The sequence below is a fragment of the Streptomyces sp. MspMP-M5 genome (genome assembly GCF_000373585.1).
Lineage (GTDB): Bacteria > Actinomycetota > Actinomycetes > Streptomycetales > Streptomycetaceae > Streptomyces.
Genome location: NZ_KB891855.1, coordinates 1 through 14,634 on the forward strand (window position 1 = coordinate 1; position 14,634 = coordinate 14,634).

Below are 14,634 nucleotides of genomic sequence, written 5' to 3' on the forward strand. Positions count from 1 at the left end.
CTGGGTTGATAGGCCAGATATGGAAGCATCGTAAGGTGTGGAGTTGACTGGTACTAATAGGCCGAGGGCTTGTCCTCAGTTGCTCGCGTCCACTGTGTGGTTCCCGGGTTGCGAACAGTCGCAGCGTCGGTACAAGAACCACTTCTTTAACTGAAGAGTGTGCTTGTTCGCTTGAACCCGAATGGGTTTCGGTGGTTATAGCGTTAGGGAAACGCCCGGTTACATTCCGAACCCGGAAGCTAAGCCTTTCAGCGCCGATGGTACTGCAGGGGGGACCCTGTGGGAGAGTAGGACGCCGCCGAACAATTTGTGAAGGACCCCTGGTCCCAGCGTTCACGCTGGGACCAGGGGTCCTTTTGTTTTGCCGGAGCGCGCCGAACGGGTCGGTGCGTGAGAATGAATGCAGTACCGAAGACAGGAGTCACGTCGATGTCCACCAACCCTTCCGACGATCGTCCGGAGCGCCGGCCGAGGCGCGACGGCGGTGACCATGGTGGCTTCCGGCGCGATGACCGGGGGCCGCGGCGCGACAGCCGGGACAACCGCACCGGCCGCGACAACCGTGGTGGTGAGCGCGGCGGTTTCCGACGCGACGACCGGTCCGAGCGGCGCGATGAGCGGCGGGACGAGCGGCCCGGTGGCCGCGGTGGGTTCCGGCGTGACGACGAGCGTGGCGGCGTCCGGCGGGACGACGACCGCGGTGGGTTCCGTCGGGATGGCGAGCGTGGTGGGTTCCGGAGGGATGACCGGGATCGGGGGCCGCGGCGGGATGACCGTGGTGGGTTCCGGCGTGACGAGCGCGGCGGCGAGCGCGGTGGATTCCGGCGCGACGACCGGTTCGAGCGGCGGGACGACCGGGGCGGGTTCCGGCGGGATGAGCGTCGGGACGATCGCGACCGTCGGGACGATCGCGACCGTGGCGGGTTCCGTAGGGACGACCGGTTCGAGCGGCGCGACGAGCGGCGCGACGAGCGCGGCGGTGGCCGGGGCGGGTTCCGTCGCGACGAGCGGGACGACCGTGGGGGTTTCCGGCGGGACGACCGTCCGCGGGACGACCGTGCGCGGGCGCCGCGGCGGGACGACGACCGCGGTGGCTTCCGGCGTGAGGACAACCGCGGTGGGTTCCGGCGTGACGACGAGCGTGGCGGCGTCCGGCGGGACGACGAGCGCGGTGGGTTCCGTCGGGATGGCGAGCGTGGTGGGTTCCGGAGGGATGACCGGGATCGGGGGCCGCGGCGGGATGACCGTGGTGGGTTCCGGCGTGACGAGCGCGGCGGCGAGCGCGGGGCGCGGCGGCCCTACGGTGGCGGGCGCGGCCGGGACGACCGGCGCGACGACCGTCGGGACGGGGCGCGTCGGGACGACTGGCGGGACCGCGACCGAGAGCCGATCAAGCGGCTGCCGATTCCGGAGGACGTGACCGGCGAGGAGATCGACAAGGCGGTGCGGCAGGAACTGCAGAGCCTGCCGAAGACGCTGGCGGAGGACGTCGCCAAGAACCTGGTGATGGTCGCGCGGCTGCTCGACGAGGACCCGGAGAAGGCGTACGGGTATGCGCGGGTGGCGCTGCGGCTGGCGTCGCGGGTCGCGGCGGTCCGGGAGGCGGGCGGCTTCGCGGCGTACGGGGTCGGGAAGTACGCCGAGGCGCTGAAGGAGTTCCGGGCGGCGCGGCGGATGACCGGCAGCGCGGAGCTGTGGCCGCTCATGGCGGACTGTGAGCGCGGGCTCGGGCGGCCGGAGAAGGCGCTGGCGATGGCCGGTGAGCCGGAGGTGCAGCGGCTGGACAAGGCCGGGCAGGTCGAGATGCGGCTGGTCGCGGCCGGGGCCCGGCGGGACATGGGGCAGGCGGACGCCGCGGTGGTGACGCTGCAGAGCCCCGAGCTGGCGTCGAACGCGGTGCACCCGTGGACGGCCCGGCTGCGCTACGCGTACGCGGACGCGCTGCTGGCGGTCGGGCGCGAGGGCGAGGCGCGGGACTGGTTCGCCAAGGCGCTGGAGGCCGATCAGGCGGGGACGACGGATGCGTCGGACCGGCTGGCCGAGCTGGACGGGGTGCAGTTCACCGACGCGCTGGTCGAGGACGACGAAGAGGCCGAAGAAGAGGCCGGAGCGGAGCAGGCGGCGGGTGAGGCCGCGGCCGGCGGCGACGCGGAGAAGACCGAGTAGGTCGCCGGTTGGTGAGTGACGAGAAGGGCGGGCCCGTGCGGGTCCGCCCTTCTCGTTGTGGGGGGTGTTGTGGGGTGGATCAGGGTGCGTACGGGGCGATGGGGTTGTGGAGGGTGCCGATGAGCTGGAGGGCGCCGGCCGGGTCCTGGAGGTCGACCATCTGCTGGTTGTTGCGCAGCTGGAGGCGGTTGAGGCAGGAGAGGGCGAACTCGGGGGCGAACATGTCGTACTCGGCGAACTTGTCGGCGAGGTGGGGGTGGGCCGCCTGGTAGTCGGTGACGGTGGCGGCGACGGTGCGCCAGAAGGTGTCCTCGTCGAGGACGCCGCGGTCGTCGAGGGTGGCGCCGAGGAAGCGGAAGAAGCAGTCGAAGACGTCGGTGAAGACGGAGAGCAGCTTCTTGTCGTCGGGGACGTCGGCGCGGATGCGTTCGACGGTCGGCGGGAGGACCGCGTCGGCGGACATCACGGCGATCTCCTCGGCGATGTCCTTGAAGATCACGCGGGCCACCGCGCCGTCCTCGATGACGAGGATGGCGTTCTCGCCGTGCGGCATGAAGACCAGGTCGTAGGCGTAGAACGCGTGCAGGACCGGGGTGAGGTAGCCGTCGAGGTAGCGGCGCAGCCAGACCTCGGGGGCCAGGCCGGACTCGGCGATCAGGGCGGCGGCGAAGGAGTCGCCGGCGCGGTCGACGTGGAGGAGGGAGGCCATGGTCGCCAGCCGCTGGCCCGGTTCGAGGGTGGGGACCGGGCTCTCGCGCCAGAGGGCGGCGAGCATCTTGCGGTACGGGGAGCCCTTTTCGGTGGCGGCCTCGTACTGGCGGTGGTGGTAGCCGATGGCGGCGCGCTCGCGGATGATCGAGAAGCGGGCGGCCTTGAAGGTGTCGTCGGCGTCGATCAGGCGGGCCAGCCAGTCGTTGATGGCCGGGGTGGCCTCCATGTACGAGGCGGAAAGGCCGCGCATGAAGCCCATGTTGAGGACCGAGAGGGCCGTTTTGACGTAGTGCTTGCCGGGGTGGCTGGTGTTGAAGAAGGTGCGGATGGACTGCTGGGCGAGGTACTGGTCGTCGCCGGGGCCCAGGCAGACCAGGCGGCGCTGGGCGACCTCGGCGGCGAAGGTGACGGAGAGCTTGTTCCACCACTGCCAGGGGTGGGTGGGGAAGAGGTGGTAGTCGGCGGGGTCGAGGCCGAGGCCGGTGAGGGTGGCGGTGAAGCGGGCCCGGGTCCCGGCGGGGAGTTCGGCCTCGATGAGCGTGTCGTAGTCGAGGCCGGCGCCGGCGGTGAAGGTGCTGTGGTCGCGGTGGGCGGCCAGCCAGATCAGCTGGAGCGGGGCGGCGGCCTCGGGGGCGTAGGCGTGGTACTCGTGGACGCCGAAGCCGAGGCGGCCGTTGTTGGCGACGAAGCAGGGGTGGCCCTCGGTCATGCCGGTCTCGACGGCCTGGAAGCCGGCGCCGGCGAGTTCGGCGGCGGTGGGGGCCTTGCCGGCGAGCTTGTAGGCGGTGCCGGAGAGGGTGGAGCTGATCTCCTCCAGGTAGACGGGGAGGACGTCTGCGGCCAGGCCCAGGGAGGTGTGGAACTCGGTGATGAAGTCCAGGGCGTCCAGGGGGAGTTCGGTGCCGGCGCGGTGGCGGGTGATGCCGTCCGGGTCGATCTGCCAGTGGTCGAGGGCGCGTCTGCGGGCGGTGAAGCGGTAGGTGGTGGTGGCGTCGTCGCTGTGGACGGCGTAGCGGCCGTCCTCGGGCAGCGGCTCGGGCGTCAGGAGGCGTTCGTGGGCGAACTCGGCGAGGGCCTTGCGGACCAGGGCGCGGTTGGCGCGGGCCCACAGGTCGGGGGTGAGGTGGGCGACCGCGTCCTGGGCGGGCTGGTGCGGGGCGGGGGAGGGGGTTTCCCGGGTGGTCATCGGTGGGCTCCTCGGGTGGCCAGGAACTGGTCGCGGGTGCAGGTGCTGAGCAGGGCGTCTTTGGAGGGCAGCGAGACGGTGCGGACGACTTCGAAGCCGACGGCCTCGTTGAGGGCGTGCACCGCGGTGTTGCGGGTGTCGGGTTCGACGACCACGCGCCGGGTGTCGGGGTCGGCGAAGAGGCTCTCCATGACCGTGATGAGGACGGCGTGGGTGAAGCCGTGGACGGGGGTGTCCGTGGGGGCGGTCAGGAAGTGCATGCCGACGTCGCCGGGCCGGGCGGCGTGGATGCCGACCAGTTCGCGGTGGGCGGGGTCGTAGCGCTCCATGAGGAAGGCGGGGGTGCCGTCGTGCAGGCCGAGGAAGGCGTCGTGGTGCGGATCGGCGTCGATCCGGGCGAACTCCTTCTCGACGGCCGGCAGGTCGCAGTCCTGCATCAGCCAGAAGACGGCCTTGGGGTGGGTGACCCAGGAGTGCAGGACGGCGGCGTCGGCGGCGGGGTCGACGGGCCGCAGGGCGAACTCCCCCAGCGCGGGGTCGGTGCGGGTGAAGACGGGGGCGTTCATGCGGGTATCTCCATCGGGTCGTGCGGGCCGGCCGGGGCGGCGAACTCCTGGAAAGCGATGGCCTTCTCGACCGGGTAGTACTCGCGGCCGAGCAGCTCGCGGACGATGCAGGAGTTGCGGTAGGCGGCCATGCCGAGGTCGGGCGTGACGAAGCCGTGGGTGTGCAGCTCGGCGTTCTGCACGAAGATGCCGTGGCCGGTGGTGTCGATGCTGTAGTTGCGGGCGACGTCGTAGCGGCCGGCGGCGTCCCAGGCGATCCGGTCGCGGACCGGGTCCAGGAAGTCGGGTACGCGGTAGCGGTAGCCGGTGGCGAGGATCAGGCCCTGGGTGGCGAGGGTGAAGTCGCGGCCCTGTTCCTCCTGGCGCAGGCCGAGGGTGTAGGTGCCGGTGGCCTCGTCGTAACGGGCGTCCTGGAGTGCGGTGTTGGTGAGCAGGCGGGTGCGGACCGGGCCGGCCAGGCGCTTCTGGTAGAGCAGGTCGAAGATGTCGTTGATCAGCTCCGAGTCGATGCCCTTGTAGAGGTGCTTCTGGGTGGCGTTGAGGCGGTCGCGGGTGGCCGGGGGGAGGGCGTGGAAGTAGTCCACGTACTCCGGGGAGGTCATCTCCAGGGTGAGCTTGGTGTATTCGAGGGGGAAGAAGCGGGGGGAGCGGGTAGCCCAGGTCAGGTGGTAGCCGTGGGCGTCGATGTCCTGGAGGAGGTCGTGGTAGATCTCGGCGGCGCTCTGGCCGCTGCCGATGATGGTGATGCTGTCCTTGGCCTGGAGGGCGGCCTTGGCGTCGAGGTAGCCGGCGTTGTGCAGGGCGTCGCCGCCGAGGTCCCGGCAGGCGTCGGGGAGGTGCGGCGGGGTGCCGGTGCCGAGGACGAGCTTGCGGGCCCGGAAGGTGTGCCGTTCGCCCTGGTGGTCGGCGTGGACGAGGTAGACCTCGGCACTCTCGTCGTACTCGACGGTGGTGACCTTGTGGGAGAAGCGGACGGTGTCGAGTTTCCCGACGGCCCAACGGCAGTAGTCGTTGAACTCGGCGCGCAGCGGATAGAAGTTCTCGCGGATGTAGAAGGAGTACATCCGGCCCGATTCCTTCAGGTAGTTGAGGAAGGAGAAGGGCGAGGTGGGGTCGGCGAGGGTGACCAGGTCGGCCATGAACGGGACCTGGAGGTGGCTGCTCTCCAGCATCATGCCGGGGTGCCAGTCGAAGGCCGGCCGGTCGTCGAGGAAGAGGCCGTTCAGCTCGTCGATGGGGGCGGTCAGGCAGGCCAGGCCGAGGTTGAACGGGCCGAGTCCGATGGCGAGGAAGTCGTAGGGGGTGTCGTGGGGGACGGTCACGGGGGGTCTCTCTCCGGAGATGGTCGAACGGTTGCGTCGGGTCAGGGGGCGCTGAGGGCCGGGGCCGGGCGGCCGGCTCCGGGCTGCTCGGCGAGGTGGCGGCCGGCGTGCTCGGCGATCAGGTCGAGGACGGTGGCGATGTCGTCGAGCGTGGTCTCCGGGTTGAGCAGGGTGAACTTCAGGTAGTGCCGGCCGTCGACCTTGGTGCCCGCGACGATCGCGTCACCGGAGGCGAAGAGGGCTTCCCGGGCGTGCAGATTGACCCGGTCGGTGAGTTCGGGGTCCTGGGGGCCGCCGGGGAGGTAGCGGAAGACCAGGGTGCTGAGCTGGGGCTCCACCACGACCTCGAAGCGCGGGTCGTCGTGCAGCAGTTTCCAGGCGTCGGCGGCCCGGTCGACGACCTCGTCGAAGAGTTCGCCGACGGCCTGTGCGCCCATGATGCGCAGGGTCAGCCAGAGTTTGAGGGCGTCGAAGCGGCGGGTGGTCTGCAGCGACTTGTCGACCTGGTTGGGGATCCGCTTCTCGACCATCCGGCGCGGGTTGAGGTAGTCCGCGTGGTAGGTGACGTGCCGGAGCGTGGCACGGTCGCGGACCAGGACGGCGCTGGAACTGACCGGCTGGAAGAAGGACTTGTGGTAGTCGACGGTCACCGAGTCGGCGCGTTCGATGCCGGTGAGCAGTTCGCGGCGGCGGGAGACCAGCAGGCCGCAGCCGTAGGCGGCGTCCACGTGCATCCAGGCGCCGTACCGGGCGGCCAGGTCGGCGATCTCCGGGAGCGGGTCGATGGAGCCGAAGTCGGTGGTGCCGGCGGTGGCGACGATCGCCATGGGTATCAGGCCGTCGCGGCGGCAGCGCTCCAGTTCGGCGGCGAGCGCGTCGGTGCGCATCCGCTTGGTGTCGTCGGCGGGGACGGCGATGACGGCCTCCGCGCCCAGGCCGAGCAGGGTGGCGGACTTGCGGATGCTGAAGTGGCTGCAGGCGGAGGTGAGGATGCGCAGCCGGGGGAGCAGGTCGGTGAGCCGGGTGCCTTCCGGGGTGGACTCGTGGGCGAGTTCGCGGCGGCAGGTCTCGTCCCGGGCGAGCAGCATGGCCTGGAGGTTGGACTGGCTGCCGCCGCTGGTGAAGATGCCGTCGGCGGCCGCGCCGAGGCCGATCCGCTCGGCGGTCCAGTCGATCAGGCGGCGCTCGATGAGGGTGCCGCCGGCGCTCTGGTCCCAGGTGTCCAGGGAGGAGTTGACGGCGGAGAGCACCGCCTCGCCGACGAGGGCCGGGATCACCACGGGGCAGTTGAGGTGCGCGAGGTAGCGCGGGTGGTGGAAGTAGATGGCGTCGCGGAGGTAGACGCGTTCCAGCTCGTCGAGCGCGGCGGCCGGGTCGTGCAGCGGGGTGTCGAGGTCGACGGCGGCGACGGTGGGTGCCAGCTCGTCGACGGAGACGCCGGTGAAGGGGCGCTCGGTGGTGGCGAACCGGTCGCTGAGCCGGGTGACGCTGTCGGTGACGGCGGTGCGGTAGCGGTCGGCGGTGCGGTTGTTGAGGAGATAGGTGCGGCTGTCGGCCGGGTCCTCGGCGGGGTGCGCGAGGCGACTCATGAAGGGCCCTCCCTGGTGCGGGTCGACCGCGTCCTGTGCAGGTGCGGAGGTGTGCACAGGGGCAGGGGGACCCGCCCGGTGACGCAGTGAGGTAAGCCTAACCTAACCGGATCACCGGGTGGCTGCGGGGTGCCGGGACGGGCCGGTCCCGCGGCGCCTCAGCAGCTCCCTTCGTCGAGCGTGCGCAGCACCAGACCGGTCGCCGGCTTGGGGCCGAACGAGGTGGACTTACGGGGCATCGTCACGCCCTGCTGGGCGAGTTGACGGACGGTCTCCTCCGAGGTGGCGCGCATCAGCACGGCCGTCCCGCCGTGCCGGGCGGCCTGCGCCACCGCGGCCTCGGCGTGGTGCAGATAGCAGATGTCCGACGGGCGGTCCGGGATTCGCCAGACCTCGTCCAGCAGCACCGAGTGCAGCACCGTCGCGTCCAACCGCCGCCAGGCCACGGGCCGGTCGGTGCGGATCGCGCCCTCCAGCAGCCGCGGATCGGGGCGGTCCAGGAGGTGGAAGGAGTCCGGGCCGCCGGACAGCACGAAGGCGTTGCCGGGCGTCTCGGTCAGCGCCTCCAGGGCGGCGGGCAGCCCGCCCGGCAGCCGGGAGACCCGGAACGCGCCGGCCACGTCCGCCAGCGCCTTCTCCGGGGGCAGGTGCGGCAGCACCCGGTGGATCGCCCGGACCTGGAGCGGATAGCGGGCGGTGTCGACCAGGAGCACCAGCCCGGACGCCCAGGGGGAGTCGGGGCCGGCGGCCGCCCGCTGCTCGTGGAGCCGCTGGTAGGTCGCCCAGCGGTGGTGGCCGTCGGCGATCAGCGCCTCCCGGAGGGCCAGGTCCGCGTCGACGGCGGCCAGCTCGGCCGGGTCGGTGAGCGCCCACAGGCGGTGGGCGAAGCCGTCCTCGGTGGTGGTGGCGAGCAGCGGGGTGCGCAGGACCGTGCGCTCGATGACCGCGGTGGCGCCGTTCGCGGTGCCCTGGCCGCGGTACGACAGCAGCAGCGGCTCGAAGTTGGCGGCCGCGGCCCCCATCAGGGCGGCCCGGTCCTCGACCACCTCGGGGATGACGTCCTCGTGCGGCAGCACCGGGCCGTCCAGCCGGAGCGCGCCGATCAGGCCGCGCTGGAGGACGTCCCCGGCGCGCTGCTCGTAGACGTACAGCGCCGGCTCCGGATCCGGTGTGAGGATTCCCTCCTCGCGCCAGCGGCGCAGGGTGTCCGCGGCCTGGCGGTGCCGGGCGGCCGGATCCACCGCGTGCGGCAGGATCAGCCGGACGATGTTGTACGGGTCGGAGGTCTCCAACTCCAGGACCTCGTCCGGGCGGACCACGACGTCGTAGGGCGGGGAGGTGACCGCGGTGAGGCTGCTGACCCGGTCCGGTGCGTAGCGCAGGCCGCGGAACGGGAGGAGGCGGAGGCCGTCGGAGGTGGTCATTGAAGAATGCTAAGCCGGGAAGGGGGTGCGGGATGATCGGGGGAGAGGCCGCGATCGGCCAGAAATATCGACCGGGCGAGCCTGGTAGGGCACCGAGGAGCGAGGAGCAGGACGGCATGGGCGAGCAGGGTGGCGAACGGTCGGGCGACGGTGTGCGGGGCCGGCCCGACGGGTGCCGGGACGCGCTGAGCGCGGCGTACGACACGGCGCTGCTGGATCTGGACGGCGTGGTCTACGCGGGCGGAGCGGCCGTCGAGCATGCCGTGGCGTCGCTGACCGCGGCGCACGAGGGCGGCATGCACCTGGCATACGTGACCAACAACGCGTCCCGGACGCCGCAGGCGGTCGCCGGCCAGCTGGCCGGATTCGGTCTGCCGGCGACCGCGGAGGACGTGATCACCTCCGCGCAGGCGGTGGCCCGGCTGATCTCCGAGCAGGTGCCGGACGGCGCCCGGGTGCTGGCGGTCGGCGGTGAGGGGCTGCGGGTGGCGCTGCGCGAGCGGGGACTGGTGCCGGTGGCGTCGGTGGACGACGACCCGGCGGCGGTGGTCCAGGGCTTCGACCCGTCGCTGGACTGGGAGCAGCTGGCCGAGGCCGCGTACGCGGTGCAGCGCGGGGTGCCGTGGTTCGCCTCCAACACCGATCTGACCATCCCCAAGGAGCGCGGGATCGCGCCCGGCAACGGCGCGCTGGTGGAGGTGGTGCGGATCGCCGCCGGCGGGGCGCCGCAGGTCGCGGGCAAGCCGCAGCCGCCGATGCACCGGGAGACGGTGCTGCGGACCGGTGCGCGGCGGCCGCTGGTGATCGGCGACCGGCTCGACACCGACATCGAGGGCGCCTGGAACGGCGGTGTGGACTCCCTGCTGGTGCTCACCGGCGTCACCACCCCGGCCGACCTGCTGGCCGCGCCGCCCGCGCACCGGCCGACGTATGTGGACGCGGATCTGCGCGGGCTGCTGCGGCCGCAGCCGGAGGTGGCGACCGACGGCGCCGGCTTCCGCTGCGGCGGCTGGCGGGCCGAGGCGGCCGGCGACGAACTGCTCCTGGACGGCGCGGGCGCACCGCTGGACGGGCTGCGGGCGCTGTGCGCGGCCGCCTGGACCGCGGCGGGTGAGGGGAGTTGCCCGGCGGACGCGGCCAAGGCGCTGAGCCTGCTGGGTATGTAACGGCACGTCAGTTATCGGAGTGGGGGAAGCCGTCGGGCCCCGCCGGGAGCGGCGGGGCCTCAGGGGGCGGTGGGGTGCGGCTCACTCCTCGCCGGTGGCGGCGGCCGCCGTGGCCGCCGCGGTCAGCTCCGCGATCAGGTCCTCCTCGGTGGCGCCGCGCCGCCAGTAGCCGGTGAACTTCACCGCGCGGCGGTCGAATCCGCGCTCCCCGACGAGGTGCCGGCGCACCGCCTTGACGGTGCCGGCCTCGCCGGCGATCCAGGCGTACGGGGTGCCCTCGGGGAGGTCGGCGGCGCGCAGCGCGTCCAGGACGGGCTCGCCGCGGCCGGGCCCGGCGTGTTCCCGGACGAGCCAGCTGACCTCGGTGTCGGCGAAGGTCGGCAGCGGCCGGCGGTCGTCCTCGTGGCCGATCTCGATCCAGACCTTGGCGACGGTGCCCGGGGAGAGCCAGGCCAGGATGCCGGCGATGGCCGGGAGGGCGGTCTCGTCACCGGTCAGCAGGATCCAGTCGGTGCCGGGCGGCGGCCGGAAGTCCACCCCGCCGTTGTCCTCGACGGCCGGGGCGAGGACGGTCAGCCGGTCGCCGGGCCGGGCCGCGAGCGCCCAGCGGCTGGCCGGGCCCCCGGCCGGCGAGGCCGGGTCGTCGGCGCCGTGCAGTGCGAAGTCCACGTCGAACTCGCCGAGGTGGGGGCGCTGTTCGCGGATGGTGTAGGAGCGCATCACCGGGCGCTCGGCCGGGTCCTGCGCCCGCCAGGCGGCGTACCAGCCGTCCCCCGTGTCCTCGAAGACCGGCGCGGTCTGGTGGGGCTGCGGGAGGAACAGTTTGAAGCGCTGGTCCCGGCCGCCGGACGCCAGTTCCGCCAGCCGTTCGCCGGTGAAGGTGATCCGGACCATGGACGGGCCGAGCCGCCGGGTGCGGGCGACCCGGACGTCGAAGAAGCGGAACGGCGCGGAGGTGGGGGCGGCGGTCGCGGTCATACGGGAACCTCCCGGGACGGAGAACGGGCTGGGGCGGGCGGGCCGGGCCGGCGGGAAACCGGCCCGGCGGTGCGTCAGTTGACCTTCTTCGCGTGCTCGATGGCCTGGGCGAGCGACTCCAGGAGCGGGGCGGCGCCGGCGTAGGAGAAGCGCGGCTCGCTGGCCCAGGGGGTGATCTGGCCGGCCTTGACGGCGGGCAGCTTGGCCCAGGACGGCTTGGCGGCCAGGTCCTTGGGCTGGAGGGTGGCGGTCCGGTTGTCCAGCAGGAGCACGTCGGCCTTGTACTTGTCGGCGTTCTCCCAGCTCAGGCTCTCGAAGTAGCCGCCCTTGTCGAGGTGGTCGGGGACGATCAGGTCCACGCCGAGGGACTTGAAGTACATCAGGTCCGCGTTAATGCCGGGGTTGGAGGCGTAGAAGAAGTCGGCGGCGCCGGAGCAGGCGAGGACCTTGACGGGGTGGGCGGCGGCGGCCTTGCGCAGGCGGGCCGCGGCCTTCTCGAAGCGGGCCTTGGCGTCGGTGACCTTCTTGGCCTTCAGGTTCGCGCCGAGCGAGGCGGCGAGCTCCGCGTACCGCCCGATGATCCGGTCCAGCGGCACCCGGGACGAGGTGATGGCCACCGGCTTGGCCAGCTTGGTGATCTTGTCCTTGCTGTCGTCCGGGACGAACCACAGCGCGCCCGGCTCGTACATGTTGGTGACCAGCAGATCGGGGGCGAGGCTCGCGTACTTCTCGACGTTGAACTGGTTGTAGGCGTTGCCGAGGATGGTGACCTTGTCGATGTCGAGGTCGCCGGCCTGCGGGTCGGGCTTGCCGTTCGCCAGCTTGGTGGGGCCGAAGACGCCGGCGATCTGGTCGTCGATGCCGAAGTCGTGCAGGGCCGCGGCGGTGCCGGTGAAGGCGACGATCCGGTGCGGGGTTTCGGGCAGCGAGACCTTCTGCCCGCGGTCGTCGGTGAAGGACCACGGGCCGCCCTTGCCGCCACCGCTCGCGCCCGCCGAGCCCTTGCTCCCGCCGCAGGCGGCGAGCAGGGCGCCGATGCCGACGGCGCCGCCCGCGGCCAGGACACCGCGTCGGGACAGGGATACGCTGCGAGGGGTTCTCATGGCTTCGTGCTTCTCTCTGGAGGCGGATCGCCCCAACGGGCATGGCGGGTGGGCCGGAACCGGAAGGGCCGGTAGATCGACTGCTTGTGAGGGTAGGCTAACCTAACCGGTGTGTTGGTTGACAGCCCCCCCGTTGACAGTCCGCCCGACGCGGCGACGGCTCCCGGCGCACCCCGACGGCGGCACGCCGTCCGTGCCGCGGGGCTGACCGCCTCCCTCGCCCTGCTCGCCGTCGTCGCCGTCCTCGGCATCGCCGTCGGCGCCAAACAGATACCCCTCGACGACGTCTGGCACGGGGTGTTCCACTACTCCGGCTCCGACACCGACGTCGTCATCCGCGATGTGCGGCTGCCCCGCACCCTCCTCGGGCTGCTGGTCGGCGCCGCCCTCGGCCTCGCCGGCACCGTCATGCAGGCGCTCACCCGCAACCCGCTCGCCGACCCCGGCCTCCTCGGCATCAACGCCGGCGCCTCGGCCGCGGTGGTCTCCGGCATCAGCTTCTTCGGCGTCACCTCGCTGTCCGGCTATGTGTGGTTCGCCTTCGCCGGCGCCGCCCTCGTCTCGGTCGCCGTCTATGTGCTCGGCGGCACCCGCAACGCCACCCCGGTCCGGCTCGCGCTCGCCGGCACCGCGCTGACCGCCGTCCTCACCGGCTACCTCAACGCCGTCAATCTCATGGACTCCGCGGCGCTGGACCGGATGCGGTTCTGGACGGTCGGCTCGCTGGCCGCCGCCACCATGCCGACGGTGACCCGGATCGCGCCGTTCCTCGTGGCCGGCGCGCTGCTCGCGCTGCTGCTCGCCCGTCCGCTCAACGCCGTCGCGCTCGGCGACGACCAGGCCCGCGCCCTGGGCGCCCGGCTGACCCGCACCCGGGTGCTGGCCATGCTCGCGGTCACCCTGCTGTGCGGCGGTGCCACCGCGGTCTGCGGCCCGATCGTCTACGTCGGCCTGATGGTGCCGCACGCGGTGCGCGCCCTCACCGGGCCGGACCTGCGCTGGATCCTGCCGTACTCGGCGGTGCTCTCGCCGGTGCTGCTGGTCGGCGCGGACGTGCTCGGACGGGTGGTGGCCCGGCCCGGCGAACTCCAGGTCGGCATCGTCACCGCGGTCGTCGGCGGCCCGGTCTTCATCTACCTCGTCCGGCGCCGGCGGATGGCCCAACTGTGAACGGACGGGACGGACATGACGCACGTGACGGACGCGATGAAGGTGACGGGCGCGGCGGGCCGGGCGAGCGACGCGAACGAGGAGAGGCAGTGAACGCGACAGTGAAGCCCGGAAAGGCCGGACCGGCGGGGCAGGCCGCAAAGGCCGGGAAGCCGGAGCGGCCGCGGCGGACCCGCACGGTGCGGACCGCGGGCGGCCTCTCGCTCCGGCTGGACCTGCGCGCCGTCCTGGCCGGCGCGCTGCTGCTGGCCGTCGCCGCGGCCGCCGCGGTCGCCCTGATCGGCTCCGGCGACTTCCCGATGACCCCCTCGGAGGTGCTCGCCACCCTGACCGGCGGCGGCACCACCGGCCAGGAGTTCATCGTGCACGAACTGCGGCTGCCGCGGGTGCTGGTGGGGCTGCTGGTCGGCGCCGCCTTCGGGCTCGGCGGCGCGGTCTTCCAGGCCGTCTCCCGCAACCCGCTGGGCAGCCCGGACATGCTCGGCCTCTCCCAGGGCTCCTCGGTCGGCGCGCTGGTCGTGATCGTGTGGTTCCACGGCGCGCCCTTCGCGGTGGCCGTCGGAGCCGTCGTCGGCGGGGTGGCCACCGGTGTGGCCATCTTCCTGCTCGCCTGGAAGCGCGGCGTCCACGGCTACCGCTTCATCCTCGTCGGCATCGGCGCCGCCGCCATGCTCTACGCCGTGGTGCTCTACCTCCTGACGAAGTCCACCATCTACGACGCGGCCCGGGCCACCACCTGGATGACCGGTTCGCTCAGCGGCCGCGACTGGAGCCAGGTCGGGCCGCTGGCCGCGGTCTGCGCGGTGCTGGTCCCGGTGGTGCTGCTGTGCGCGCGGCCGCTGCGGATGCTGGAGATGGGCGACGACGCGGCCGCCGCGCTGGGCGTGCGGACCGAACGCGTCCGGATCACCGCCCTGTTGGCCGCCGTCGTCCTCGTCGCCGCCGGCACCGCCGCGGCCGGCCCGATCGCCTTCGTCGCCCTCACCGCGCCCCAGCTCGCCCGCCGGCTGACCCGTTCACCCGGCCCCAACCTGCTGCCCGCCGCCCTGATGGGCGCCGCCCTGCTGGTCGGCGCTGACTGGGCCGCCCAGCGGCTCTTCGGCGCCGACCAGCTGCCGGTCGGCGTGGTGACCGGCGTCCTCGGCGGCGGCTACCTGCTGTGGCTGCTGGTCGTCGAGCGCAGGGCGGGCCGGGTGTGAACAGCCGACCGCCCGCCACCGCGCCTCCCGGAGCCCCCACCGGCGACCCGACCA

General features: G+C 72.7%; 11 protein-coding genes, 1 rRNA gene and 1 pseudogene. 6 read left to right on the forward strand and 7 right to left on the reverse strand.

Translation table 11 applies throughout. The annotated features are described in order from the left end of the window. Positions 1-187 precede the first annotated feature (187 nt). The 3 genes and pseudogenes from rrf to B073_RS47070 all read left to right on the forward strand — a co-directional run bounded on the left by rrf (position 188) and on the right by B073_RS47070 (position 2,166). A 5S ribosomal RNA gene (gene rrf / locus B073_RS0105215) occupies positions 188-304 on the forward strand. A gap of 125 nt (positions 305-429) precedes the next feature. Continuing rightward, positions 430-1,365: pseudogene (locus B073_RS49230) on the forward strand (tetratricopeptide repeat protein); the annotation flags it as partial. A gap of 33 nt (positions 1,366-1,398) precedes the next feature. Next, positions 1,399-2,166 (forward strand): hypothetical protein, encoded by a 768-nt coding sequence (locus B073_RS47070; protein WP_051093926.1) that lies wholly within the window; start codon positions 1,399-1,401, stop codon positions 2,164-2,166. 79 nt (positions 2,167-2,245) lie between these two features. Here the strand turns inward: B073_RS47070 and B073_RS0105225 are convergent, their stop codons facing one another. The 5 genes from B073_RS0105225 to B073_RS0105245 all read right to left on the reverse strand — a co-directional run bounded on the left by B073_RS0105225 (position 2,246) and on the right by B073_RS0105245 (position 8,964). Next, on the reverse strand, positions 2,246-4,063 hold the full coding sequence (locus B073_RS0105225; protein WP_018537035.1) for an IucA/IucC family protein: 1,818 nt from the start codon (positions 4,061-4,063) through the stop codon (positions 2,246-2,248). Beyond that, positions 4,060-4,629 (reverse strand): GNAT family N-acetyltransferase, encoded by a 570-nt coding sequence (locus tag B073_RS0105230; protein ID WP_018537036.1) that lies wholly within the window; start codon positions 4,627-4,629, stop codon positions 4,060-4,062. Before B073_RS0105230 ends, B073_RS0105225 begins: the two co-directional genes overlap by 4 nt. Continuing rightward, entirely contained in the window at positions 4,626-5,951 is a 1,326-nt protein-coding gene (locus tag B073_RS0105235; RefSeq protein WP_018537037.1) for a lysine N(6)-hydroxylase/L-ornithine N(5)-oxygenase family protein, read from the reverse strand. The genes B073_RS0105230 and B073_RS0105235 overlap by 4 nt, the downstream gene beginning before the upstream one ends. A 41-nt stretch (positions 5,952-5,992) precedes the next feature. Beyond that, a complete protein-coding gene (locus tag B073_RS0105240; RefSeq protein ID WP_018537038.1) occupies positions 5,993-7,540 on the reverse strand; it encodes a pyridoxal phosphate-dependent decarboxylase family protein in 1,548 nt (515 codons plus the stop codon). 158 nt (positions 7,541-7,698) lie between these two features. Continuing rightward, on the reverse strand, positions 7,699-8,964 hold the full coding sequence (locus B073_RS0105245; RefSeq protein ID WP_018537039.1) for a DUF1015 family protein: 1,266 nt from the start codon (positions 8,962-8,964) through the stop codon (positions 7,699-7,701). Positions 8,965-9,080: 116 nt separating this feature from the next. On the opposite strand from B073_RS0105245, the gene B073_RS0105250 reads away from it, so the two are divergent. Further along, a complete protein-coding gene (locus B073_RS0105250) occupies positions 9,081-10,130 on the forward strand; it encodes an HAD-IIA family hydrolase (protein ID WP_018537040.1) in 1,050 nt (349 codons plus the stop codon). Positions 10,131-10,211: 81 nt separating this feature from the next. Here B073_RS0105250 and B073_RS0105255 read toward each other — a convergent pair whose 3' ends face one another. Then, positions 10,212-11,108, reverse strand: a complete 897-nt coding sequence (locus tag B073_RS0105255) for a siderophore-interacting protein (RefSeq protein WP_018537041.1) — start codon at positions 11,106-11,108, stop codon at positions 10,212-10,214. 74 nt (positions 11,109-11,182) lie between these two features. Beyond that, complete coding sequence (locus tag B073_RS0105260; protein WP_018537042.1) at positions 11,183-12,211, reverse strand: ABC transporter substrate-binding protein; 1,029 nt, start codon at positions 12,209-12,211, stop codon at positions 11,183-11,185. A 111-nt stretch (positions 12,212-12,322) separates the two neighbouring features. Here B073_RS0105260 and B073_RS0105265 point away from each other — a divergent pair, with 111 nt between their 5' ends. Continuing rightward, positions 12,323-13,381, forward strand: coding sequence for a FecCD family ABC transporter permease (locus B073_RS0105265; RefSeq protein ID WP_018537043.1), 1,059 nt, complete (start codon positions 12,323-12,325; stop codon positions 13,379-13,381). Positions 13,382-13,470: 89 nt separating this feature from the next. Further along, positions 13,471-14,580 (forward strand): iron chelate uptake ABC transporter family permease subunit, encoded by a 1,110-nt coding sequence (locus tag B073_RS0105270; RefSeq protein ID WP_018537044.1) that lies wholly within the window; start codon positions 13,471-13,473, stop codon positions 14,578-14,580. Positions 14,581-14,634: the final 54 nt, after the last annotated feature.

Bases quoted from the DNA above. Each gene is read 5' to 3' on its own strand.
- B073_RS0105230 (WP_018537036.1), bottom strand. From the start codon at position 4,629: ATGAACGCCCCCGTCTTCACCCGCACCGACCCCGCGCTGGGGGAGTTC.
- B073_RS0105225 (WP_018537035.1), bottom strand. From the start codon at position 4,063: ATGACCACCCGGGAAACCCCCTCCCCCGCCCCGCACCAGCCCGCCCAG.
- B073_RS0105245 (WP_018537039.1), bottom strand. From the start codon at position 8,964: ATGACCACCTCCGACGGCCTCCGCCTCCTCCCGTTCCGCGGCCTGCGC.
- B073_RS0105240 (WP_018537038.1), bottom strand. From the start codon at position 7,540: ATGAGTCGCCTCGCGCACCCCGCCGAGGACCCGGCCGACAGCCGCACC.
- B073_RS0105260 (WP_018537042.1), bottom strand. From the start codon at position 12,211: ATGAGAACCCCTCGCAGCGTATCCCTGTCCCGACGCGGTGTCCTGGCC.
- B073_RS0105250 (WP_018537040.1), top strand. From the start codon at position 9,081: ATGGGCGAGCAGGGTGGCGAACGGTCGGGCGACGGTGTGCGGGGCCGG.
- B073_RS0105255 (WP_018537041.1), bottom strand. From the start codon at position 11,108: ATGACCGCGACCGCCGCCCCCACCTCCGCGCCGTTCCGCTTCTTCGAC.